Source organism: Variovorax sp. MSC1_012, from assembly GCF_023667525.1.
In the GTDB taxonomy this organism is placed as follows: Bacteria; Pseudomonadota; Gammaproteobacteria; order Burkholderiales; family Burkholderiaceae_C; genus Variovorax; species Variovorax beijingensis_B.
Genome location: NZ_JAMOZJ020000002.1, coordinates 998,660 through 1,019,923, shown reverse-complemented (window position 1 = coordinate 1,019,923; position 21,264 = coordinate 998,660). Strand labels below are relative to the sequence as shown.

The 21,264-nt window shown below is 67.1% G+C and carries 21 protein-coding genes; 10 read left to right on the top strand and 11 right to left on the bottom strand.

Annotated elements, in window-relative coordinates:
• Nucleotides 1–26 precede the first annotated feature (26 nt).
• From L1081_RS30250 to L1081_RS30235, 4 genes are all read left to right on the top strand, one after another.
• Nucleotides 27–1,046, top strand: a complete 1,020-nt coding sequence (locus L1081_RS30250) for an AraC family transcriptional regulator ligand-binding domain-containing protein (protein WP_489417170.1) — start codon at nucleotides 27–29, stop codon at nucleotides 1,044–1,046.
• 136 nt (nucleotides 1,047–1,182) lie between these two features.
• Entirely contained in the window at nucleotides 1,183–1,923 is a 741-nt protein-coding gene (locus tag L1081_RS30245; protein WP_489417169.1) for a nitroreductase family protein, read from the top strand.
• Nucleotides 1,920–3,572, top strand: coding sequence for an AMP-binding protein (locus L1081_RS30240; protein ID WP_489417168.1), 1,653 nt, complete (start codon nucleotides 1,920–1,922; stop codon nucleotides 3,570–3,572). The genes L1081_RS30245 and L1081_RS30240 overlap by 4 nt, the downstream gene beginning before the upstream one ends.
• Entirely contained in the window at nucleotides 3,565–4,008 is a 444-nt protein-coding gene (locus L1081_RS30235; protein WP_489417167.1) for a MaoC/PaaZ C-terminal domain-containing protein, read from the top strand. Before L1081_RS30240 ends, L1081_RS30235 begins: the two co-directional genes overlap by 8 nt.
• Before the next feature lie 5 nt (nucleotides 4,009–4,013).
• On the opposite strand, the gene L1081_RS30230 is transcribed toward L1081_RS30235, so the two are convergent.
• The 3 genes from L1081_RS30230 to L1081_RS30220 are packed head-to-tail and all read right to left on the bottom strand — an operon-like array spanning nucleotide 4,014 to nucleotide 7,357.
• Nucleotides 4,014–5,177, bottom strand: coding sequence for an acyl-CoA dehydrogenase family protein (locus L1081_RS30230; protein WP_489417166.1), 1,164 nt, complete (start codon nucleotides 5,175–5,177; stop codon nucleotides 4,014–4,016).
• Entirely contained in the window at nucleotides 5,177–6,346 is a 1,170-nt protein-coding gene (locus tag L1081_RS30225) for an acyl-CoA dehydrogenase family protein (protein ID WP_489417165.1), read from the bottom strand. The genes L1081_RS30230 and L1081_RS30225 overlap by 1 nt, the downstream gene beginning before the upstream one ends.
• Nucleotides 6,347–6,388: 42 nt before the next feature.
• On the bottom strand, nucleotides 6,389–7,357 hold the full coding sequence (locus L1081_RS30220; protein WP_489417164.1) for a tripartite tricarboxylate transporter substrate-binding protein: 969 nt from the start codon (nucleotides 7,355–7,357) through the stop codon (nucleotides 6,389–6,391).
• A 146-nt stretch (nucleotides 7,358–7,503) separates the two neighbouring features.
• Between L1081_RS30220 and L1081_RS30215 the strand changes: the two genes are divergently transcribed.
• The 3 genes from L1081_RS30215 to L1081_RS30205 all read left to right on the top strand — a co-directional run bounded on the left by L1081_RS30215 (nucleotide 7,504) and on the right by L1081_RS30205 (nucleotide 10,390).
• Nucleotides 7,504–8,286 carry an IclR family transcriptional regulator domain-containing protein gene (locus L1081_RS30215; protein WP_489417163.1) on the top strand — a complete coding sequence of 261 codons (783 nt, stop codon included), beginning with the start codon at nucleotides 7,504–7,506 and terminating at the stop codon, nucleotides 8,284–8,286.
• Nucleotides 8,283–9,062, top strand: coding sequence for an IclR family transcriptional regulator domain-containing protein (locus tag L1081_RS30210; RefSeq protein ID WP_489417162.1), 780 nt, complete (start codon nucleotides 8,283–8,285; stop codon nucleotides 9,060–9,062). Before L1081_RS30215 ends, L1081_RS30210 begins: the two co-directional genes overlap by 4 nt.
• A gap of 74 nt (nucleotides 9,063–9,136) precedes the next feature.
• The gene (locus L1081_RS30205; protein ID WP_489417161.1) at nucleotides 9,137–10,390 is read left to right on the top strand and encodes a CoA transferase; all 1,254 of its coding nucleotides are present in this window, start codon (nucleotides 9,137–9,139) and stop codon (nucleotides 10,388–10,390) included.
• Nucleotides 10,391–10,429: 39 nt separating this feature from the next.
• On the opposite strand, the gene L1081_RS30200 is transcribed toward L1081_RS30205, so the two are convergent.
• From L1081_RS30200 to L1081_RS30175, 6 genes are all read right to left on the bottom strand, one after another.
• A complete protein-coding gene (locus tag L1081_RS30200; RefSeq protein ID WP_489418011.1) occupies nucleotides 10,430–11,755 on the bottom strand; it encodes an FAD-dependent oxidoreductase in 1,326 nt (441 codons plus the stop codon).
• A 20-nt stretch (nucleotides 11,756–11,775) separates the two neighbouring features.
• A complete protein-coding gene (locus tag L1081_RS30195; RefSeq protein WP_489417160.1) occupies nucleotides 11,776–12,495 on the bottom strand; it encodes a cupin domain-containing protein in 720 nt (239 codons plus the stop codon).
• A gap of 41 nt (nucleotides 12,496–12,536) precedes the next feature.
• Complete coding sequence (locus L1081_RS30190) at nucleotides 12,537–14,021, bottom strand: aldehyde dehydrogenase family protein (protein ID WP_489417159.1); 1,485 nt, start codon at nucleotides 14,019–14,021, stop codon at nucleotides 12,537–12,539.
• A gap of 396 nt (nucleotides 14,022–14,417) precedes the next feature.
• Nucleotides 14,418–14,840, bottom strand: a complete 423-nt coding sequence (locus tag L1081_RS30185) for a hypothetical protein (protein WP_489417158.1) — start codon at nucleotides 14,838–14,840, stop codon at nucleotides 14,418–14,420.
• Nucleotides 14,841–14,934: 94 nt separating this feature from the next.
• Nucleotides 14,935–15,396, bottom strand: a complete 462-nt coding sequence (locus L1081_RS30180; protein WP_489417157.1) for a hypothetical protein — start codon at nucleotides 15,394–15,396, stop codon at nucleotides 14,935–14,937.
• A 107-nt stretch (nucleotides 15,397–15,503) separates the two neighbouring features.
• Nucleotides 15,504–16,217 carry a hypothetical protein gene (locus L1081_RS30175; protein WP_489417156.1) on the bottom strand — a complete coding sequence of 238 codons (714 nt, stop codon included), beginning with the start codon at nucleotides 16,215–16,217 and terminating at the stop codon, nucleotides 15,504–15,506.
• 53 nt (nucleotides 16,218–16,270) lie between these two features.
• Here L1081_RS30175 and L1081_RS30170 point away from each other — a divergent pair, with 53 nt between their 5' ends.
• Complete coding sequence (locus tag L1081_RS30170; RefSeq protein ID WP_489417155.1) at nucleotides 16,271–17,149, top strand: alpha/beta fold hydrolase; 879 nt, start codon at nucleotides 16,271–16,273, stop codon at nucleotides 17,147–17,149.
• Between the two features lie 32 nt (nucleotides 17,150–17,181).
• Here L1081_RS30170 and L1081_RS30165 read toward each other — a convergent pair whose 3' ends face one another.
• On the bottom strand, nucleotides 17,182–18,627 hold the full coding sequence (locus L1081_RS30165; protein WP_489417154.1) for an MFS transporter: 1,446 nt from the start codon (nucleotides 18,625–18,627) through the stop codon (nucleotides 17,182–17,184).
• Between the two features lie 105 nt (nucleotides 18,628–18,732).
• Here L1081_RS30165 and L1081_RS30160 point away from each other — a divergent pair, with 105 nt between their 5' ends.
• Nucleotides 18,733–19,659 carry a LysR substrate-binding domain-containing protein gene (locus L1081_RS30160; RefSeq protein ID WP_489418010.1) on the top strand — a complete coding sequence of 309 codons (927 nt, stop codon included), beginning with the start codon at nucleotides 18,733–18,735 and terminating at the stop codon, nucleotides 19,657–19,659.
• Between the two features lie 67 nt (nucleotides 19,660–19,726).
• On the opposite strand, the gene L1081_RS30155 is transcribed toward L1081_RS30160, so the two are convergent.
• A complete protein-coding gene (locus L1081_RS30155; protein ID WP_489417153.1) occupies nucleotides 19,727–20,497 on the bottom strand; it encodes a glutathione S-transferase family protein in 771 nt (256 codons plus the stop codon).
• Nucleotides 20,498–20,597: 100 nt separating this feature from the next.
• Here L1081_RS30155 and L1081_RS30150 point away from each other — a divergent pair, with 100 nt between their 5' ends.
• The gene (locus L1081_RS30150; RefSeq protein ID WP_489417152.1) at nucleotides 20,598–21,254 is read left to right on the top strand and encodes a dihydrofolate reductase family protein; all 657 of its coding nucleotides are present in this window, start codon (nucleotides 20,598–20,600) and stop codon (nucleotides 21,252–21,254) included.
• Nucleotides 21,255–21,264: the final 10 nt, after the last annotated feature.

Below are 21,264 nucleotides of genomic sequence, written 5' to 3'. Positions count from 1 at the left end.
CAACCATTCCCCAGAGAGTTCGCCGCATGAAGTCAGCAGGGCTGAAGGGCACCGTTTCCATTGAGCTCGTGCACGAGGCGATTCGTGCCGCCGCGCTCAGGAACATGGACATCAGCGGCGTGCTCGAAATCGCCCGACTGGACCGCGATCTGCTGGACGCACCGCGCGCACGCATTCCGGCGGCTGCGTACTCGCGCATGTGGGTGGCCCTGGCCGATCTGATGGATGACGAGTTCTTCGGCCTGGACAGCCACGGGCTGCGCCGCGGAAGCTATGCGCTCATGACGCGTGCAGCGGTCAACTCGGAGAACCTGGAGCACGCCCTGCGCCGGATCCTCAGGTTTCTTCACGCCACCTTGGACGACTTTCGCGGGGAACTGGTCCGATCGGCCGATGAGGCGCGCGTGATCCTGCACGACGGTGGCGTGCTGCGCCGGCTGTTCGGCTACGGCACCTGGTTCATCCTCGTCCATGGGCTGGCATGCTGGCTCGTGCACAGGCGAATTCCCCTGCGCGAAATGCAGTTCCGATGCCCGCCTCCGGCCGACGACAGCCATTACCGCACGCGGTTCTGCGAGAACCTGAAGTTCAACGCAGAGACCACGCACATCACCTTCGCAAGCGACCTGCTCGATCTGAAGATCGCGGAATCCCCGCAGACCGTCGACAACTTCCTGCGGGCAGCGCCGGCCAATCTGCTGGTCAAGTACCGCAATGACTCGAGCACCAGCGCACAGGTGCGGCACCGGTTGCGCAGCCAGATGCCCGATGCGTGGCCCGAACTGGAGAAGCTCGCGCAGCAGCTCGGCGTCTCCGACACCACACTCCAGCGCCGATTGCAGCAGGAGGGGCTGAGTTACCAGCGGGTGAAGGACGATCTGCGGCGGGACATCGCCATCGATCTCTTGTCGAGCGCCTCGTTGACGGTGGCTGAAGTCGCCGCCCGGACCGGGTTCCAGGAGACCAGCGCCTTTCATCGGGCATTCAAGAAATGGACAGGCGTGAGCCCGGGAAGCTATCGCTCCTTGACGCACGCGCGGGAATAGGCTGCTGGCGCCCTGCGCCCGCCAAAGCGACATCCGCATGCCCGAAGGCCCCGGCCGGATCGAGGCCTGCGGGCATGGGCATCGCATCCTTGCGGAACTAAGCTCCTCGGGCAACGCAGAAACGAGGAAACCCGCAATGAACCGAATGATGGCGCCGCCGCTGGGTGCGCAGGCGCTGCAAGGCGCCGTCGATTGGGCGATTGCCACGCGGCGCAGCATCAGGGCGTACTTGCCCAGGCCGGTGCCGCAGGAAGAGATCGAAGCGATTCTCTCGACCGCGCGCTACAGCGCTTCCGGCATGAACATGCAGCCCTGGCATGTGCATGTGCTGACCGGGGCTGCGAAGGCCGGCCTGTCCGCAGCGATCGCAGCGCTCGACGACGATCCCGGCAGATCGGGGGAACTGCTCGAGCCCTACGACTACTACCCGCGCGAATGGCTCTCCCCGTACCTGGAGCGGCGCCGCAAGGTGGGCTGGGACCTCTATGGCCTGCTTGGCATCGCCAAGGGCGACAAGCAGCGCATGCACATGCAGCACGGGCGCAACTACCGCTTCTTCGATGCGCCCGTGGGCTTGTTCTTCACGATCGACCGCGCGCTCCAGGAAGGAAGCCTGCTGGACTGCGGCATGTTCCTGCAGAGCGTGATGATCGCCGCACGCGGCCGCAACCTTCACACCTGTCCGCAAGCCGCGTTCCTGAAGTTCCATCGCCAGATCGCCGAGTTCCTGGACATCCCCGCGGGCCAGATGCTCGTCTGCGGCATGAGCCTGGGCTACGCCGACGAGTCCTCCATCGAGAACTCGCTGGTCACCGAGCGGGAGCCGGTTTCCGCCTTCACGGCATTCCACGACAGCACGAAGGAGACAAGGACATGAGCGCGCAATCCTATGCAAAGGGCCTCGACCGCTGCGAGGCCAATCATGTGCCGCTGACGCCGCTCGGCTTTCTCGACCGCGCCGCGCTGGCACATCCGAACCGCTTGGCGGTGGTGCACGGCGATCTGACGCGGACCTGGGCGCAGACGCGTGAGCGCTGCCATCGCCTGGCGTCGGCGCTGGCGGCCAGGGGCATCCAGCCGGGCGACACCGTGTCGGTGCTGGCACCCAACACGCCGGCGGTGCTGGAGTCGCACTTCGGCGTGCCGCTGGCAGGTGCCGTGCTCAATGCGATCAATCACCGGCTGGACCCTGAAGGGATCGCATTCATCCTGCGTCACGGCGAGTGCAAATTGCTGATGGTCGACCGCGAATTCTCCGCAACGGTTGCCGCCGCCCTGAAGCTGCTGGACAGCCCTCCCCCGGTCATCGACATCGACGACCACCTCGCGCCGCCCGGCGAACGCATCGGCGAGACCGACTATGAATCGCTGCTGGCGAGCGGCGACCCGGAATTCCCCGGCCGCTGGCCGAGCGATGAGTGGCAGCCCATTGCGCTGAACTACACCTCCGGTACGACGGGAGACCCGAAGGGCGTGGTCGCCAGCCACCGCGGCACCTACCTGATGAGCCTGTTGCAGATCACGAACTGGGCGATGCCGCGGGCGCCGAAGTACCTGTGGACACTGCCCATGTTCCATGCGAACGGATGGTGCTTCACCTGGGCCGTGACGGCGGCGGCCGGGACCCACGTCTGCCTGCGCCGGGTGTCTGCCGAAGCGGTGCTGGAGGCCATCGACGCGCATCAGGTCGATCATCTCTGCGCGGCGCCGGTCGTGATGGCCATGCTCGCGGATTCGGCACGGCACACCAAGCTGTCTCGTCCCGTACGGGTATTGACCGCAGGATCTCCTCCTCCGCTGGCCGTGCTGAACGCGGTCCTGGCCATGGGCTTCGACGTGGAGCACGTGTTCGGCATCACCGAGGTTTGCGGCACGCCGGTGAGTTGCGCGTGGCAGGACGGCTGGGACGATCTTGAACCCGCCGAGCAAGGCAAGCTGCGGGTGCGCCAGGGCGTGCGCGCCGCCATGTTCGAAGGCCTCATGGTCGGAGACGCCGACACGCTGGAGCCGGTTCCTTGCGACGGAAAGACCGCAGGGGAACTCATGCTGCGCGGAAACACCGTGATGATGGGCTACTTCAAGAACGAGGCGGCCACGCGGAAGGCGCTCGCCAACGGCTGGTTCCGCACCGGCGACGTGGCGGTCCTGCATGGCAACGGCTATGTGCAGATCACCGATCGTTCGAAGGACGTGATCATTTCGGGCGGCGAGAACATCTCTTCGGTGGAGGTCGAGGATGTAGTTCACGGACACCCGGCCGTCCTGCATGCCGCCGTGGTCGCCCAGCCTGACGAGAAATGGGGAGAGGTGCCGTGCGTGTTCATCGAGCTCAGGGCAGGCGTCTCGGCGCCTTCCGAACAAGAGATCATCTCGTTCTGCCGCGAGCGGCTGGCTCACTTCAAGTGTCCGCGTCGGGTGATGTTCGGCAGCTTGCCGAAGACAGCCACCGGAAAGATCCAGAAGTTCCGCCTGCGCCAGCAGGCCGGAAGCCAGGAGGCCATCACCGGCCTCGCGCGCCATGGTTGAGTTCGAACCCGCCGCCGGTGTACCCGTCGAACCCGGCTACCGCTTCTCGCGAACCCACACGTTCGACGAAGAGCAAGTCAGGGCATTTGCCTTGGCCGCGGGAGACGAGAACCCGCTGCACCACGATGCGGAGTTCGCAAGAGGCACGCGCTTCGGCGGAATGATCGCAAGCGGCACGCACACCACCTCGCTGCTGATGGGGCTGACCGCCACGCATTTCGCGAAGAAAGGAAATGTCCTTGGCATCAACTTCTCGGTCGATCTGCTGCGGCCCGTGTTGGCGAGCGAGACGGTGCTGATCGAGTGGAGCGTTTCATCGATCGCGGCCCGTCCGAGGGGTGGCAGCATCATCGAGCTACAGGGATGCATGAAAGGGCCGGACGACCGGACCCGCGTTCTCGCGCATGGCACGGTCCTGCTGACCGCCGGCGAGTGACCGCTTCAAGGACGCAGCGATTCCTTCAGGATGCGGCGTGCCAGCGTCGAGCGGTGCACCTCCGACGCGCCGTCGTAGACCCGAAAGGGCCGCATCTCGCGCAGGATCATCGACACGGGAGAGTCTTCCGACATGCCGAGCGCGCCCATGATCTGCGCAGCGCGGTCCGCCACCCGTCCCACGGCTTCCGACACGAACACCTTGACCATCGCCGACTCGTGCTTGATGCTTTGCTTCGCATCGAGCTTCGCGGCCGCATGCCAGGTCATCAGGCGTGCGGCATGCAGGTCGATGTGCGAGTCCGCCACCATCGCCTGCACCTGCTGCAGCTGCGCGAGCGGCTGCCCGAACGAGTGGCGCCGGTTGGCGTAGTCCTGCGCCAGCGCCATCGCGCGCGAAGCGCGGCCGATGAAGCGCATGCAGTGCGACAGGCGCGCCGGTTCGAGCCGCGCCTGCGCCTGGGCAAAGCCCTGGCCCGCCTCGCCCAGCACCGCGCCGTCTTCGACGAAGCAGTCCTGCAGTTCGATCTCGCCATGCCCGCCGATCTGGAAGCCGTCGATGCTCGCGATGTTGCGCACCACGCGGTAGCCGGGGTTGCCGGCATCGACGATGAAGATCGTCGCGCCCTCGCCCGTCTTCGCCAGCACCAGCGCGAACGCGGCGCCGACCGCCCCGCTGATGAACCACTTGCGGCCGTTGATGACCCAGCCGCCGGGACGGCGCTCGGCCACCGTCTGCAGCATCGACGGATCGGACCCCGCGCCGGGCTCGGGTTCGGTCATCGCAAAGCACGAGCGGGCCTCGCCGCGCGCGAGCGGCACCAGGTAGCGCTGCTGCTGCGCCGGTGTTCCTTCAGCCAGCAGGTTGATCATGTTGGGCTGATCCGGCGGTGCGCAGTTCATGGCCAATGGCGCCAGGAAGCTCCGGCCGGCTTCTTCGAGCACCACCGAGCGATCCCGCCAGCACAGGCCCAGCCCGCCCCATGCCACCGGCAGCTGCGGTGCGTAGATGCCGGCCTCCATGGCCCTGGCGCGCAACGAACCGACCGCGGCTTCCAGCGCGTCCAGGTCGTGGGCCAGCGCCGGGCGCTCGCGCGGAATGGCCTCTTCCTCGGCGAAGCGCCGCACCGCCTCGCGCAGCGCTGGCAGGCGGTCGCTGTAGCCGAACATCAGGCGCCTTCGCCGCCGTAGCCGGCCTTGGCCAGCGTGCGCCTGGCGATGTTGAGCTGGTGGATCTGGCTCGTGCCTTCGTACAGCCGGAACAGCCGCACGTCGCGGTAGAAGCGCTCCATGCCATGGTCGGCGATGTAGCCGTAGCCGCCCAGCATCTGCACGCAGCGGTCGGCCACGCGGCCGCACATCTCGGAGGCGAAATACTTGCAGATCGACGCTTCCATCGTCACGTCGATGCCCTCGTCGCGCTTGCGCGCGGTGTCCAGCACCAGCGCGCGGGCCGCATGGATCTCGGTCTGGCTGTCGGCGATCAGCGCCTGGATCAGTTGGAAGCCCGACAGCGCCTGGCCGAACTGCTTGCGCGTGGACACGAACGCCACCGCGTCCTGCAGCATGCGGATCGCCGGCCCGATGCACAGGGCCGCCAGGTGGATGCGTTGCTTGTTCAGCACCTTCATCGCCGTCTTGAAGCCCTGCCCTTCGCGCCCGCCGATCACGTTCTCCGCCGGCACGATGCAGTCGTTCATGTGGACCTCGGACACAGGCGAGCCCGCCTGCCCCATCTTCTTGTAGGCCGGCCCGGTGCTGAGCCCGGGCATGCCGCGCTCGACCAGGAAGGCCGTGACGCCGCGCGCCGACAGGTCGTGAGGATCGGTGCGGGCCATCACCGTGAAAAGGCCCGCAATCGGCGCGTTGGTGATGAAGCACTTGGTGCCGTTGAGCACGTAATGGTCGCCGTCGCGCCGCGCCGAGCTGCGCAGCGATGCAGCGTCCGAGCCGGCTTCGGGTTCGGTCAATGCGAACGCGCCGGTCAGCTCGCCGCTGGCCAGCCGCGGAAGGTAGCGCCGCTTCTGCGCCTCCGTGCCGTCGGCCACCAGCGCTTCGGATCCGATGCCGGTGTTGGTGCCGACACGGGCCCGAAAGGCCACCGAGCACTGCGACAACTCCATCGCCGCCAGCACCAGCTCTTCGGTCGTCATGCCCGCGCCGCCATAGGCCTCGGGGATCGAATAGCCGAACAGGCCCTGCGCCGCCATGTCGGCCACCAGGTCGGCGGGCACTTCGTCGGCGTCGGCCACGCGTGCCTCGTTCGGCACCAGCCGCTCGCGCACGTAGCTGCGCAGGCTGACCAGGAATTGTTCGAAGGCTGCGGGATCACGCTGCATGATGTGTTACTCCTTGCTTCATGGGATGGATGCGCGCGGACCTCAGTCCAGCTTGGTTCCGGTGGACTTGACCAGCGCCGCCCACGAAGCCGTGTCGGCCTTGATGAGCTCGGCAAACTGCGCCGGGGTGTTGCCGACCGGCTCGGCGCCCAGGGCCAGCAGCCGTTTGCGAAGCTCGGGCTTTTCCAGCGCCTTGGTGGTGGCGGCGTGCAGGCGCTCGACGATGGCCGTGGGCGTTGCAGCGGGCACCATCAGGCCCTTCCATGCACCAAAGCTGAAGCCCTTGACGGACTCGGCGACGGTCGGCACCTCGGGCGCGGCTGTGGCCCGCTTGTCGGTGGACACCGCCAGCGCCCTGAGCTTGCCCGCCTGCACATGCGGCCACAGCGCGGGCATGTTGTCGATCATCATCGCGATCTGCCCGGCCAGCAGGTCGTTCATCGCAGGGCCCGTGCCCTTGTACGGGACGTGGACCATCCGGGTGCCGGTGAGCTGGTTGAACCATTCGCCGGCCAGGTGGGACGGGCTGCCGTTGCCCGCCGAGCCGAAGCTGACGTCGTTGGGCCTGGACTTGGCGTAGGCGATGAACTCGGGCACCGTCTTCGCTGGAATCTTCGGGTGAACCGCCATCAGGTTGGGCTCCTGGATCAGCAGCGTCACCGGCCGCAGGTCCTTGGCCGGGTCGTAGGGCATCTTTGTGTAGAGGCTCGGGTTGATCACCGTGGGGCCGGCCGCCGCGATCAGCAGCGTGTAGCCGTCGGGCGCCGACTTGGCGACGTAGTCGCCGCCGATGTTGCCGCCGGCACCGGCCTTGTTCTCGACGACGACGGGCTGCCCCAGCTCGGGAACGAGGGCCGCGGCCAGCAGCCGCGCCAGCACGTCGGTGGAGCCGCCCGGTGCAAAGGGCACGATGAGGCGAACCGGCTTGGCCGGATAGGCGGCCGGGTCGGCGTGCACCGCGAAAGCCGCGGCCAGCAGGCAGGCGGCAGCGAGCATGAACATCTTGCGCATGGGAGTCTCCGGTTGATTCTTTGCCAGGGCCCGGAGACTACGCAGCGGCATCACATATGGAAAACGATGTTTCTCTATCTTGAATGCCACCGCTCGCCGGCGCGCCTTGCCGGACGTAGCATTCATCGCGCAACACGAGCCCCCACATGCCAGCCGCACGCCATCCCGACCCCGACTTCGCAACCACGCTGCAGCACGGCCTGCAGGTGCTGCACTGCTTCACCGTCGGCGAACCCGCCCTCGGCAACAAGGAGCTGTCGGAGCGCACCGGGCTGTCGAAGGCGACGATCTCGCGGCTGACCTACACGCTGGCGGCCCGCGGCCTGGTGGTCTTCGATGCGCACCTGCGGCGCTATCGCCTGGGCTCCACGGCGCTCACGATCGGCTATCCACTGATGGCGAGCCTGCGCATCCGGCAGATCGCGCGGGGCCGCATGAAGCAGCTGGCCGACGAGGTCGGCGGCTCGGTGTCGCTGGGCATGCGCGACCGCACGCGGATGGTCTACGTCGAAACCTGCCGCGGCCACGACCTCAGCGCATGGCGGCCCGACATCGGCGCGGCCGTGCCGATGCTGCCGACGGCGATGGGGCGCAGCTGGCTCGCACACGCACCGCCGCAGCTGCGCGCCGCCGTGCTCGCGCAGATCGAAGCGTCGGAGCCCGGCCAGGTGCGGCCGTACGAAGCCGACCTGGTGCGGGCGCAAGCCGACCTCAAGCGCAAGGGCTTCTGCGTGTCGCGCGGCGCCTGGCGCAGCGACGTGCAGGCGGTCGGCGTGCCGATCCGCATTCCCCAGGACGGCGAGATCCTGATCCTGAACTGCGGCGTGCTCACGTCGCGGCTCGGCCCCCGCCAGCTCGAGCAAGGCGTGGGTCCGCGCCTCGTCGCGCTCGCGCGCAGCGTGGAAGCCGACCTGGATGCAGCGCCATGAAAGATGTGGACACCAAGGACCGCCAGTTCGCCACCACGCTCGCGAGCGGCATCGACCTGCTGCTGTGCTTTCATCCCGGCGAATCGAGCCTCGCGAACAAGGACTTCGCGCAGCGCACGGGGCTCTCGAAACCCACGGTCGCGCGCCTGACGCACACGCTGGCGCTGCTCGGCTATCTGCGGCGCGACCCGACCACGGCCAGCTACAGGCTGGGGGCGGCCGTGCTCGGCCTCGGCCATCCGCTGCTGGCCAGCATGCGCATCCGCCCCATTGCGCGGCCGATGATGGAAACGCTGGCGCGCGAAATCGAAGGCGCCGTCTCGCTCGGGCTGCGCCACCGCATCCACATGGTGTACGTGGAGACTGCGCGCAACAGCGAAGACTTCGTGCTGACGCCCGACATCGGCGCGCCGCTTCCCATGCTGGCCACCGCCATCGGCCGCGCCTGGCTGGCGCGCGCCGCGCCCGAAGACCGGCTGTCGGTGCTGAACCAGATCCGCGTTGCCGCGCCGGCCGAGTTCGAGCGCCACGCCGCGGCGGCGGAGCTGGCGCGGGAGGAACTGGCGCGCGACGGCTTCTGCAGTGCGCGCGCCGACTGGCAGCCGAACCGTCATGGCTTTGCGGTGCCGTTGCACGGCCTGGTGGATGGCATGCAGTTCGTGCTGAACTGCGCCGTGGCAACCAAGCGCGGCAGCTTTGCGCAGATGCGCCGGGAGGTCACACCGCGGCTGCTCACGCTGGCGCACAGCATCGAGCTCTCGCTGGGCCTGCGATAGCGCGCGTCGACGCCGCGTTCAGGATGTCGAAACATGAGTTGCGGCAAATGGAGCGCACCAACAGACTTCGATGCATGCCATCCGACACCCCCAAACACACCGCCGCCACCGAGCCCATGCCACCACCCGCCATGCCACAGGGGCCGCTGGCCGGCATCCGGATCCTCGACATGGCCACCGTGATTGCGGCGCCCTTCTCGGCCTCGCTGTGCGCCGACATGGGCGCCGAGGTCGTCAAGCTGGAGCTGCCCGAAGGCAACGACCCGCTGCGCTCGCTCTCGCCGACCACGCCGGACCACGCGCTGTTCTGGAAGGTCTCGAACCGCGGCAAGAAGGGCGTGTCGCTCGACGTGCGCAAGCCGGAAGGCCGAGCGCTGTTCCTGCGGCTGATCGAGTCCTTCGATGTGCTGGTCGAGAACTTCCGCACCGGCACGCTCGACAAGTGGGGGCTCGACGCGCCCACGCTGTGGTCGGCCAATCCGCGGCTGATCATCCTGCGCGTCACCGGCTTCGGCCAGACCGGCCCGTATGCGCAGCGCCCGGGCTTCGCGCGCATCTTCGAGGCGATGAGCGGCTTCGCCCATCTGACCGGCGAAAGCGGCCGCAGTCCGCAGCACATGAACTATCCGCTCGGGGACGTCATTGCGGGCCTGTTCGGTGCGTTCGCCATCTCCACCGCGATCGCGGAACGCCATCGCCACCCGGACGCACCGGGCCGGGAGATCGATCTCGCGGCGACCGAGGCCATGTTCCGGCTGCTCGAAGCCCTGCCGGTCGAGCACGAGGTGCTGGGGCAGGCGCGCAGCCGCTCGGGCAGCCGGGCCACCTACACCGCCCCGTCCAACATGTACCGCACGGCCGACGGCCACTGGGTCACGATCGTGGGATCGTCCGACCCGATCTTCAAGCGCATCTGCCAGGCCATGGGCCAGCCGGCGCTGGCGCACGATCCGCGCTTTGCCACCACGCCGGACCGGGTGCGGAACATCGACGAGATCGATGCGATCGTGGCCGGGTGGTGCGAGTGCCAGACACTCACGCAACTGTCCGAGGCCCTGACCCGCGGCGGTGTTCCCCACAGCAAGGTCTATGCGGTGGACGACGTGATGGCCGACCCGCACTTCATTGCGCGCGAGGCCATCATCCGCTTGCCCGATCCGGACCTCGGGTCGCTGCCCGCCCCCGCGATCGTGCCGCGCTTCTCGGGCTTCAAGCCCGCGGCGCCGCGTACCGGGCCGGCCGCCGGTGAACACAACACGGAGGTCTACAGGGCGCTGGGCCTTGGCAGCGAAGCGCTGGACAGGCTGCAGCGCGACGGCGTGATCTGAATCAGGCGCATGTCGCAGGCCATATTGCAACCCGGCACCTTAGAAATCAGCCACCTTCCCCCATGCCGAATTGCTGAAGCGCTCCGGCCGATACGGCACCGGGTCGACGATCGGTTCGGCGCCGCTGGCAAGGTCCGCAATCAGGTGGCCGGCGCCAGGGCCGATGCCAAAGCCGTGTCCGGAAAATCCCGCGGCCAAGATGAACCCCGGCATGCCCGGCACCTCGCCGATGCCGGGAACACCGTCCGGCGTGCTGTCGATGTAGCCCGCCCAGGCGTGCGTGATCGTGGCATCGCGAAGCTGGGGCAGCAGTTCGATGGCGCGGCGGTGGGTCTCCCTGATCGCCGACAGATCAGGCTTCGGATCGAGGATGCGCACGCGTTCCATGGGCGTCGGGGCGTCGAGCCGCCAGCGCGCCAGCGTTTCATGGCCGCCTCGAATACCTTCCAGGCCGCCCGGGCGAAGGTTGCGCCAGCGCTTGGCGAACATGGGCACGAATTGCGGCGCGAAGCGCATGAACTGGCCTGTCGGATCCACGCGCGCGCGGCCGCTGATGGCCAGTGCATAGCGTCCGTCGTTGCGGCGCGTGGCGGACACGCCCGCGCTCACCACAGCATCCGGCAGGCGCTGCTGCACAGGCGACACGCTCAGGATGGATTGGCGGATCGAGGCCTGCGGAAAACGGATGCCCAGCTGCCGGCAGAACGAGGATGCCCAGGCGCCACCGGCCATCACGGCTGTCCGGGTCTTGATGACACCGGCTTCCGTGATCACGCCGCTGACCCGTCCGGCTTCCATCTCGATGCCGCGGGCCGCGCAGTTCTGGTGGACGCTGCCTCCGAGCTTGATGAGCGCAGCAGCCACGGCCGGCGCGGCCTTGGCAGGATCGGCGGTGCCATCGCTGGGCGAGAAGACGCCGCCTTTCCAAGCGCGACCGGTCGCATGCCCGCGCTCGGCGGCCTCGCGGCTGCTCAGCATGAGGGTCGTCACGCCTGCGGTTTTCGCAAAATCTCGCCAGCTGGCCCAACGGGAAATTTCGGCCTCGTCATTGCTGAGATAGAGCAGCCCGCAGCGATGAAAGCCCGCGTCTTCGCCGCTCTCGGCGGCAAATTGTTCCCACAGGTCGAGGCTCTTGCTTGCCAACGACAGCTCGCGGGCGTCGCGATTCTGCTGCCGGCACCAGCCCCAGTTGCGGCTCGATTGCTCGGCGCCGATCCGGCCCTTTTCCACCAAGGCGACCGAAATGCCGCGCTTGGCCAGGTAGTAGGCGGTGAAGACGCCGATGATGCCGCCGCCGATCACGACGACGTCGGCCGAAGCCGGCAGCGTGGGCGAAGTCTGAATGTGGTGCAGCGGAGGGGACATGATGAATCTCGCCCGTGCGTTCAAACCGGGACGCTTTGGCACACGTAGAACTTCGCCACGCGATCGCTGCTTTCCCAACCGATCGGTGCGCCCTGGGGCACGAACAGCGCGTCGCCGGCCGCCGTGGAAAGCACGCTGCCATCGGGCGATGCGAACCGCACGCTGCCGGCCAGCAGATGCATGAACTCGTTCATGCGATGCGGGCGAACGATCCGGTGGTAGGGGGTCGAGTCCCAGGTGCCCGCGAGGTACTGCGCGCCGTCGTCGGTGAAGACGTTGTCGCTGCGGCACTCCGGCGAGGGGCCCAGCAGCACTTCCGCGGGCAGCGTGGCGGAGGGCTTGAAGTTGGCGTCGGCGTGCAGCGGGAAGACGCCGCGTTTCGTCGGTCTCTCGCAAGCCGCCGCGCAAAACACGAACCGCACGCGGGATGCGGCCTGGATATGCAGCGAGGTGCCGCATCCGATGACGGCGCCCGCCTGCGGACCGACCACCAGCGGGGCCGCCCCGTCGGCTGTCAGGGTCAGCTCGCCCTCGACCACGACGATGGTCTCGATGTGGGGATAGCTCGCGACTTCGAACTCGCCGATGAAGCTGGTGCGGCCCGCGCTCATCGCGCCGGGTCCTTCCCACGCGATCTCGCGATGCCGCGCAAAGGGATCGTCCTTGCCGAACGGCGCCCTGCGGAAGGCGGTCGAAAGGGGTGCTCCATCGGCGCGGTGCAGTACGAGGGCCACGGTCATGATTGCTCCTGCGCGATGCGCAATGTCTTGTTTGGAATCTGTCATTCGGTACCAGGTGCCGAGGCATCCTGGAAACCGAGAATGGCCTTGGTTTCCAGGTACTCCTCGAGACCTTCGATGCCGTATTCGCGCCCGTTTCCCGAGCGCTTGTAGCCACCGAAGGGGGCACGCGGGTTCCAGGCCGGATAGTTGATGTGCACCTGCCCGGACCGGATCCGCGCCGCGACGGCGCGCGCCGCGGCAAGGTCCTGCCCTTGCACGTGGGCACCCAGGCCATAGACGGTGTCGTTGGCAATTTCCACAGCCTCGTCCACGCTGTCGTAGGGGATCAGCACGAGCACCGGCCCGAAGATCTCCTCCTGCGCGATCTGCATCCGGGAATGCACCGCGGTGAAGATGGTCGGGCGGCAATAGAAGCCGCGGCTCAAGCCCTCCGGCCGTCCAGGGCCACCACAAAGGAGCTGCGCCCCTTCGGCAATGCCGATGCCGATCATTTCCTGCACGCGATCGAACTGCGCGCGGTTCGCCACCGGGCCGTGCGTGGTCTGCTGCGAACGCGGATCGCCCACGACCATGCCGGATGCCGCTTCAAGCGCGATCCGCTCGACCTCCTGCAGGCGCGCACGGGGCACGATCATGCGGGTCGGAGCGCTGCAGGACTGGCCGACGTTGCGAAAGCCCGCCGCCACGCCTCCTGGCACGGCGCGCGCCAGGTCCGCATCCGGCAGGATGAGGTTGGGTGATTTCCCGCCGAGTTCCTGGGCCACGCGCTTCACTGTCGGGGCCGCCGCCTGGGCCACCAGCACACCGGCCCGAGTCGAACCCGTGAACGAGATCATGCCCACGTCCGGATGCTCCGCCAAGGCCGCACCGACCTCCGGTCCGCGGCCGTTCACCAGGTTGAACACACCCGGCGGAATGCCGGCGTCGTGCATCACCTCGGCAAAGAGCAAGGCGCTCAGGGGCGACAGCTCGCTGGGCTTCAGGACGACCGTGCATCCGGCTGCCAGGGCCGCTCCGACCTTGGCGGTGATCTGGTAGAGCGGCCAGTTCCACGGCGTGATCAGGCCGCACACGCCGATGGCCTCGCGCACGATCGCCATGTCCCCGCGATGGCTGACGAACGCATAACTGCGCGCATTGTCGCGGGCCACGCGGATGTGCTCTGCCGCGGACGGCAACTGTGTGAGGCGCGCAAAACCGATGGCAGCGCCCATCTCCAGCGAGATCGCCTGCGCGAACAGTTCTGCGCGTTCGAGGATGAGCGTGTGCACTCGGTCAAGAAGCACGGCCCTGCTTTCGGCGGAACTCACGGACCATGTCGTGAAGGCGCGGCGCGCTGCGGCCACGGCCGCATCCACGTCTTGCGCGTTGCCCAGCGCGATATCCGCGATGGGTTCCTCGGTCGACGGGTCGATGACACTGGCACGGGCTTGGCCCTGCGGCACCACCCATTCGCCATCGATGAACACACGGTGCAGGCGGCCGGCGCTCCGGAGGGGTTCGATGATGATGGAGGAGTTCACGGCGTCGGTCCTTTGGATGCCCAAAAGTTTAGGCTGCGTGCCCCCCGCGCCGGTGCTGCAATGAGGGCCTCGTACAAAGCAGGCTGCGGTTGTACGAGCCGCTGGCAGCAGATCCTGCCGTGGCCTCAGTTCCGCGCCGGCCTTTCATCCCCGGTTTTTTTTGCGGACGCCGAGGAGATTCAGGCCGGTCTGCAGGAGAGTCCTGCAAACACTTAGGAAGCCCCAGTGCAGCGGACGCTGACCATGACCGTCGATACGGAACCAGAACCGACTACGCTCGCGGTGGACCCGAACTTGGACGCGGCCTGCAGCAAGTCATGTGCCGCATGCACCACGTTCTCGCTCTCGGCGGAATTCTGCCGCACATATGAACGCCGGTTCTGGCAGCATCCGCTATCAGCCTTGGCGCAACGCTGCAACGCAGCGACACCGAAAAGGCACTGCCTCAGTGAAGTCACCAGACCAGAATACGTCACAAAGCCCATCCCACACGAGTTCAATGTGCCCGGCGTTGACGCGACCGAACGCCAGGGTCGTGTCATACACGTCGTGGTGGCCGAACACGTACATCAAGCCGAGTTCGGGATGAGGATATGCAGCGTCCGACTTTCTCCGCCACGAGGTGCTTGTGCCTTCCAGCCCGCTTCCTGTATGTGCCAGCAGCCGCAGGCCTTGGTGATACAGCCTGGGCGCCCAAGTCTCGCCGTCGAACTCCTTCGGCGCTGTCTCGATTTCCACACTCCATAGCCCGCCGAAATGCTGGACGACGGCGGATACGACGTCGAATTTCCGGTCTCTAAGACTCACGCAGCTGGTCATAGGGGCTGGCTTTGGGAGCAAACTGGGAGATGCTGCAAGCAGGTCTGGTCCTGGCCGACTGCAGGCTGTCGCGACGCTTGGACACGCCGTAGTATCAATCCGCTCCGACAGACTTGCGACGACGGATTTGCAGAGTCGACACCGCACGGTCGATGCTCAGCAATCCAAGAAACATCGCGATCGCGCTCGCCACGGTCATGCTCAGCATTGAGGGCGTGGCATCACCATAGCAATCTTGTTCCAGCAGAAACGGCATCAGGTGTTCATATCTCAGAACGATACGTAGCATCCCAATCAAGAGGCCGATTGCCAGCAATATCGAAGTGATCGCATACAGGACGGTGTAGGCAAGGCGGCTAGGCCAGCGCCCGCAAAAGGGAAGGCACCAAGAGGACACCCCCAGCCATCCGATCGACCCCAGGATCAATAGAGGAGTGGCCAGGGGATAAACGAAGTCTTGAGTGGCAGCACACGGGTCCGGGGATTGTGTGACGCTACCCAGCAGGAACAGATGACAAGCGAATAGCGCGGCGGCGCATAGGGGCTGAGTGCGCATGGTCAATAGGGTAGTGGCCGGGCTGGGTTCTTCGAACTGCTGGTGCAGCGCAGAAATCAGCTCGGCCGCCGCGTGAGGTGGGTGATGCGCCGTTGCCGGCGCTTCGTTCAATCCGCAGCGAGGCGCTTGAACACCGCCTGAAGCAAGCCGAGATTCGACGCATCCGCGGCCACGGCATCTCGGCGGAACGAACTGCTGTCGTAGGGCGAATAGCTGTTGATGGGGTTGTCGATGGCCGGGCGCACCGGTACGGCATAGGTGCGAAGCTTTCCATCGAAGCTGTACCGCTCATTGTTGCGCGGTAGAGGCGTCAGCGCCGAACCCTCTGCCAAGGTGTTGGCAAGATGGCGCCTGACGCTTTCCGTGTCGACGCCGTAGGGCCCTGCGCCCTCGACGACAACGCTCTCCGGTCCGGTGCGAGCAGCCATTTTTTGGATGACAAGACTCTCGTTGGCCGCGTGGCTGGCGACCTCGCCGGCGATCGCGGAAGTCACGCTGAAGAGCGAACCGGCGCAGAGGGCGAGTGCCATGCGGCCGAAAGTGAAATCCAAACTCATCAAGAACTCCTTCGCCTGGGCGGCACCGCGGAAATCAAGGTTATAGCCGAACGGGTCGACCTGACCGATGAGGGCGTCGATCGGCTGGTACAGCTTTGGCCCTTTTTGCGAATGCAGGCACCGTGCCCCGTAGCGGACACCAAGGTCAAGGCATGCCTGCTGTTCCCGAACCGGTGCAGGAGGGATTCCACGCCTCGGCAGTTCGGGGACACACGGTAGCGACCTGCGCTGACATGACCCGGATTTCTTCAAGCCAGAATTCATGCATGGAAACCAGGAAGTCATCCCCCTTGGAACGAAAGTCCCTTCGGAGCAGCATGGGCGATGGCATGAAGACGGAACGGCTTCGCCTCTCCGGCGGCACCGAGTTGTCGTTCACCACCGCAGGCGAAGCGTCCAGGCCCGCCCTGCTGCTGCTGCACGGAACCCCGAACTCGGCGTGCCTGTTCCGGGCGGTCGTGCCCGCGTTGTCGCAGGCGGCTTTCGTGATCGCACCGGATCTGCCCGGCCACGGCGAGTCCGACCCGCTGCGGGCCCCCTCGTTTCCCGCCATCGGCCAAGCGATTTCCGAACTGCTGGACTCGCTCAGGATCGGGCGGCGGTTTATCTACCTGCATGACTGGGGAGCGCCCGTGGGCCTGCAGATCGCGATGCAGGCGCCCGAGAAAGTCCTGGGCCTCATCGTGCAGAACGCCAACGCGCATCGAACGGGGTGGGGACCGGGATGGGCCGCAACGCAGGCCTACTGGGCGCAGCCCAACGCAGAAAACCAGGCGGCGGCGACCGCGCACCTGACCCTCGCAGGCACACGCGACACCTACATCGCCGGCGTCCCGCCGGAAGTGGCGAAGCGCATCCCCGCTGAACACTGGGAAGAGGATTGGCGGGTGATGAACCTGCCGGGCCATATGGACACTCAGCGAGCGTTGATCGCGGACTACGCGAACTATGCCGCCCACTTTGGCGCCATCGCCAAGTATCTCGAGCGTTGGCAGCCCCCTGCCCTCATGGTGTGGGGAAGGCATGATATCTATTTCGACCTTGCCGAGGTTCTGTCCTGGATGCATGTGCTGCCCAGGATGGAAGCCCACGTCCTGGACGCAGGCCACCTGCTGCTCGAAACCCATGCGGATGCGGCCGTTGCGCTGATGCTCGATTTCATCAGGCGTGCCCAGGCGCCTGCCGCGGGTGCATGAGGTCCAAGAGCCCCCTCGCCTCCCGATCCCGATCACGCGGCGCGAGCCCTCGCTGAGCTTCTGAGCAAACTCGCCACACTCCCCGCCAACGCAGCCAGAGCCGCCATTGCCAGGCCCCAGTGCACTGCGCTGTGGGACGGCAGCAGCTCGAACATCAAGCTCATCAACAGGCTGCCGAGCGTCAACCCCGTGAGCCGGGCGGTGCCTTGCGCGCCACCGGCCGCGCCGCTGCGTTCCTTGGGTGCCGAGAGCAGCATGTTCTGGTTGTTCGGTGTCTGGAAGAAGCCGAAGCCCAGGCCTGCGAGGCTCGTGAATGCAGCGATGGGCACGGCCGGGTTGCCGTGCAGCGGCCACAGGGCACACAGGGCCAGACCGCTCGCGAAACACGCACTGCCGGCCGCGCACAGCCAGGCGCTTGGCACGCGCTGGGCCAGGCGCGCCGACAGCGGCGCGGCCAGCATCACCGCCAGGGGCCAGGGGGTCATCAAGAGGCCGGCCGTCACCGCGCTCTGGCCGAGTTCGTGCTGGATGTAGAACGGCAGCGCCACGAGGCCGGCCATCTGGCCGGTGAAGCAGCACACGGAGGCAATGATCGAGATCCGAAAGGAATGCACGCGCAGCAGGTCGAGCGGGATCAACGGTGCCGCCTTTGGCATTTCGCGCCTCACCAGCAGGACCATGCAAACGGCCGACAGCGCGAGCAACGCGCCGCCGTGCAACGGCTGTGCCACCAGTCGGTCACTCCCCAGCACGAAGGACGCGAACATGACCGCGTTGAGCACGATGCTCCAGACGTCGATGCGGCGCACCGAGCGCGCCGGCCTCGGCAACCCCGCGCAGGCGGCGAGCACCAGGAGGCCGATCGGCAGGTTCACCGCAAAGAGCCACGGCCAACTTGCCGCAGAAAGTATGAAAGCCCCAAGGGTGGGTCCCGACGCTGAAGCCGCTGCGACCGCGAGTGCATTCCACCCGATCGAGCGCGCCAGCAGCCGACGCGGATAGGTGAAGCGCAACAACGCCAGCCCCAGCGGCATCACGGCCGCGCTGCCCAGGCCCTGAAGGCACCTTGCGGCCACGAGCCATGGCAACGATGGCGCCAACGCGCACAACACCGACGCCGCGGTGAACAGCGCAACGCCGCCCGCGAAGACCCGCCGATACCCGAAGCGCTCCCCGACTGCAGAAGCCGGCAACAGGAACATGACCACGGCCAATTGGTAGGCCGTGATGACCCAGACGGCATCGGCAGGTGTCGCCCCTAATTGCTGGGCAATGCCTGGCAGCGCGATGTTGGCGATGGCGCCATCGAGCACCACCAGCACGCCCGCGCCCAGGATCGCGGCGACGGCCAGGCAACGCCGCGGCAGTGGCAGGCCGTCGGCGTCATGCACCGCGTCCGCATCGTTCACCTCTCGGGTCTCGACGGTGCGAGGAGCGGCGGAAGAAGAGTTGTTCGGTTGAAGGGTGGATGTCGACATGAGTCCAGCTTAGGACTGCGTGCACGGCTTGCACAGCGCGTGGCGCGCAGCTTGTCCCTGCATGCGGCGCCTGCCGGAATCCTCGCGGCCGTGCTGGGTTCGGGCATGCCGACAGAAGCCGACCTGAACCTGCTGTTTGCGTTGAACGCACTTCTCTCCGAGGGCAGCGTCGCAAAAGCTGCCGAGCGCCTGGGCCTGAGCGAGTCGGCGATGAGCCGGGCGCTCGCGCGGTTGCGGGAATCCACCGGGGACCAGCTCCTCGTGCGCGCGGGCCGCGCCATGGTGCTCACGCCGCATGCGCTGGCACTGCGCGACCGCGTCAGGGAGCTGGTGCAGGAGTCGCGCGCGGTGCTTCAGCCCGCGGGCGCGAGCATGGACCCCCGCACGCTCCGGCACCTGTTCACCATACGGGCCAACGACGGCTTCATCGAGGCCTTCGCACATCAGCTGGTGGCCCGCGCGGCGCACGAGGCGCCCGGCGTTCGCCTGCGCTTTGCGCCCAAGCCCGACAAGGACGTTCGCCCTCTGCGCGAGGGATTGCTCGATCTGGATGTCGGTGTTCTCGGCGAGTCGGGCCCGGAGGTCCGCGTTCAGGCGCTCTATCGCGACCGATTCATTGCAGTAGTGCACGAGGGCCATCCCCTGCTCGCAGGAGCCGAGATCACGGCCGAGCGCTACGCGGCCTGCGGCCACGTGGTGACTTCACGCCACGGCCGCACTGTGGGACCGGTGGACGATGCGCTCGCGGCGATGGGCCTGGTGCGCAATACCGCGGTCGTGGTGCCCAGCTTCAGCACCGCCTTGTCGATAGCGGCCGCGACCGAGCTGGTTGCATTGATACCGTCCTCCTACTTCGAACACCTGAGGGCACGGGGCACGCTGCGCTCGTTCCCGCTGCCGATGCCCACGGAGCAGATCACCGTGTCGCAGATGTGGCATCCGCGCCTGGATCGGGATCCTGCGCATCAGTGGCTGCGCGGGATGGTGCTGGAGGTTTGCCGGCCGCTGAACGAGCGGACAAGAGCGCCATGATTGCATTCAGTGCTTCGACTTTTAAGGTCGGCATCACCGCCGCCGAATTCGGGGCTCCGCGGGACCGTCACAGCGACAGCGGCAGCCCCAGGTGCCGCTCGTACATCAGGTCCCGGTGCCGCAGCAGCACAGCGTCCAGCGCCGCGTCAGTCACCGGCTCGCGGAACTCGAAAGCCTGGCGCGTAGCCGGATCCATCTCGCAGATGGCGTGCGGCAGCGGACGCATCAGCGCGAGCGCGGTCGCGCTGTAGATGTCCACGGCGGTAAGGCTTTTGCCGATGTAGTAATCGCTGCCGGCCGCCTGCTGTGCCTTCAGGCGCGCCGCCAGCATCTTCAGCACAGCCACCACGCGCTCGGGGGCACTCGCGCCCGCCTGCGGACTGAAGCCGTACTTCTTGCCGATGTATGCGGCGGCCTGCGCAGCGAAACCGCCCTCTCCTGCCAGTCCGGCCTGCACCAGTTGCAGGCGGCGCGACCAGGCCAGCCCCTGTTCGCCGCAGATCTCGTGGGCCAAGCCGAACATCAACGCCCGGTCGGCGGCATCGGCCGGCAGGAGCGACGGCTGCGGCGCGAGGCGCTCGCACAGGAGCAGGATGTCTTCCCAGCCCGAGCGCGGCGCCTCGTTGTTGTAGATGGCCACGGGCGCGTTGCGCTGGCCGGCCCAGTCCTTGAGTTGCGGGCTGTCGTAGGCCAGGCGCACCGCCTTCCACGGCATGCCTTTCACATGCAGGATGCCCTTGGCCGCCTCGGACCAGGGACTGGGAATGTGGCCCACGACCACCATGCGCAGTCCGGTGCCGGCAATGGCTTCCTCAACGCCGATGTATTCGATGCTCATGCGCGCATTCTGCGCGACGCCCATGGCCCCGAACGATGGTTCGTTGGGGCACCGCCAGCGCTAAACTGAAGCTCCCCTTCTTCTTGCAGGAGACGATTTCATGGCCCGATTGCTCGTGCGCAGCTTCGGCGTTTCGCTCGACGGCTTCGCCGCCGGCCCGGACCAGAGCCTGGAGCACCCGCTGGGTGTTCGCGGTCCCGAACTCATGGACTGGTTCATTCCCACGCGCGTCTGGCAGCAGATGCAAAAGACGGGCGAGGCCAACGGCGAAACCGGCATCGACAACGAGATGGCCGAACAGGGCTTCGCCGAGATGGGCGCCTGGATCCTCGGGCGCAACATGTTCGGGCCGGTGCGCGGTCCTTGGCCCGACGAAAGCTGGAAAGGCTGGTGGGGCGACGAGCCCCCGTACCACGTGCCGGTCTTCGTGCTGACCCACCATGCCCGCGCGCCGCTGACGATGCGCGGCGGCACCACCTTCCACTTCGTCACCGGCGGCATTCACGAAGCGCTCGCGCTGGCACAGGCCGCTGCAGGCGCGCGCGACGTGCGCGTGGGCGGCGGCGTGGCGACCGTGCGCGAATACCTGAAGGCCGGGCTGATCGACGAACTGCACCTCGCCGTGCGCCCGGTGCTGCTGGGCAAGGGCGAGGCGCTGTTCGCAGGCCTGGACCTGCCGGCACTGGGCTACCGCTGCGAACGGCAGGTGGCAGGCGAGCGCGCCACGCATGTGTTCCTGCGACGTAGCGCGCCTTGAGAGCAGGCCG

Bases quoted from the DNA above. Each gene is read 5' to 3' on its own strand.
- L1081_RS30250 (WP_489417170.1), top strand. From the start codon at position 27: ATGAAGTCAGCAGGGCTGAAGGGCACCGTTTCCATTGAGCTCGTGCAC.
- L1081_RS30245 (WP_489417169.1), top strand. From the start codon at position 1,183: ATGAACCGAATGATGGCGCCGCCGCTGGGTGCGCAGGCGCTGCAAGGC.
- L1081_RS30240 (WP_489417168.1), top strand. From the start codon at position 1,920: ATGAGCGCGCAATCCTATGCAAAGGGCCTCGACCGCTGCGAGGCCAAT.
- L1081_RS30235 (WP_489417167.1), top strand. From the start codon at position 3,565: ATGGTTGAGTTCGAACCCGCCGCCGGTGTACCCGTCGAACCCGGCTAC.
- L1081_RS30230 (WP_489417166.1), bottom strand. From the start codon at position 5,177: ATGTTCGGCTACAGCGACCGCCTGCCAGCGCTGCGCGAGGCGGTGCGG.
- L1081_RS30225 (WP_489417165.1), bottom strand. From the start codon at position 6,346: ATGCAGCGTGATCCCGCAGCCTTCGAACAATTCCTGGTCAGCCTGCGC.
- L1081_RS30220 (WP_489417164.1), bottom strand. From the start codon at position 7,357: ATGCGCAAGATGTTCATGCTCGCTGCCGCCTGCCTGCTGGCCGCGGCT.
- L1081_RS30215 (WP_489417163.1), top strand. From the start codon at position 7,504: ATGCCAGCCGCACGCCATCCCGACCCCGACTTCGCAACCACGCTGCAG.
- L1081_RS30210 (WP_489417162.1), top strand. From the start codon at position 8,283: ATGAAAGATGTGGACACCAAGGACCGCCAGTTCGCCACCACGCTCGCG.
- L1081_RS30205 (WP_489417161.1), top strand. From the start codon at position 9,137: ATGCCATCCGACACCCCCAAACACACCGCCGCCACCGAGCCCATGCCA.
- L1081_RS30200 (WP_489418011.1), bottom strand. From the start codon at position 11,755: ATGTCCCCTCCGCTGCACCACATTCAGACTTCGCCCACGCTGCCGGCT.
- L1081_RS30195 (WP_489417160.1), bottom strand. From the start codon at position 12,495: ATGACCGTGGCCCTCGTACTGCACCGCGCCGATGGAGCACCCCTTTCG.
- L1081_RS30185 (WP_489417158.1), bottom strand. From the start codon at position 14,840: ATGACCAGCTGCGTGAGTCTTAGAGACCGGAAATTCGACGTCGTATCC.
- L1081_RS30180 (WP_489417157.1), bottom strand. From the start codon at position 15,396: ATGCGCACTCAGCCCCTATGCGCCGCCGCGCTATTCGCTTGTCATCTG.
- L1081_RS30175 (WP_489417156.1), bottom strand. From the start codon at position 16,217: ATGAATTCTGGCTTGAAGAAATCCGGGTCATGTCAGCGCAGGTCGCTA.
- L1081_RS30170 (WP_489417155.1), top strand. From the start codon at position 16,271: ATGGGCGATGGCATGAAGACGGAACGGCTTCGCCTCTCCGGCGGCACC.
- L1081_RS30165 (WP_489417154.1), bottom strand. From the start codon at position 18,627: ATGTCGACATCCACCCTTCAACCGAACAACTCTTCTTCCGCCGCTCCT.
- L1081_RS30160 (WP_489418010.1), top strand. From the start codon at position 18,733: ATGCCGACAGAAGCCGACCTGAACCTGCTGTTTGCGTTGAACGCACTT.
- L1081_RS30155 (WP_489417153.1), bottom strand. From the start codon at position 20,497: ATGAGCATCGAATACATCGGCGTTGAGGAAGCCATTGCCGGCACCGGA.
- L1081_RS30150 (WP_489417152.1), top strand. From the start codon at position 20,598: ATGGCCCGATTGCTCGTGCGCAGCTTCGGCGTTTCGCTCGACGGCTTC.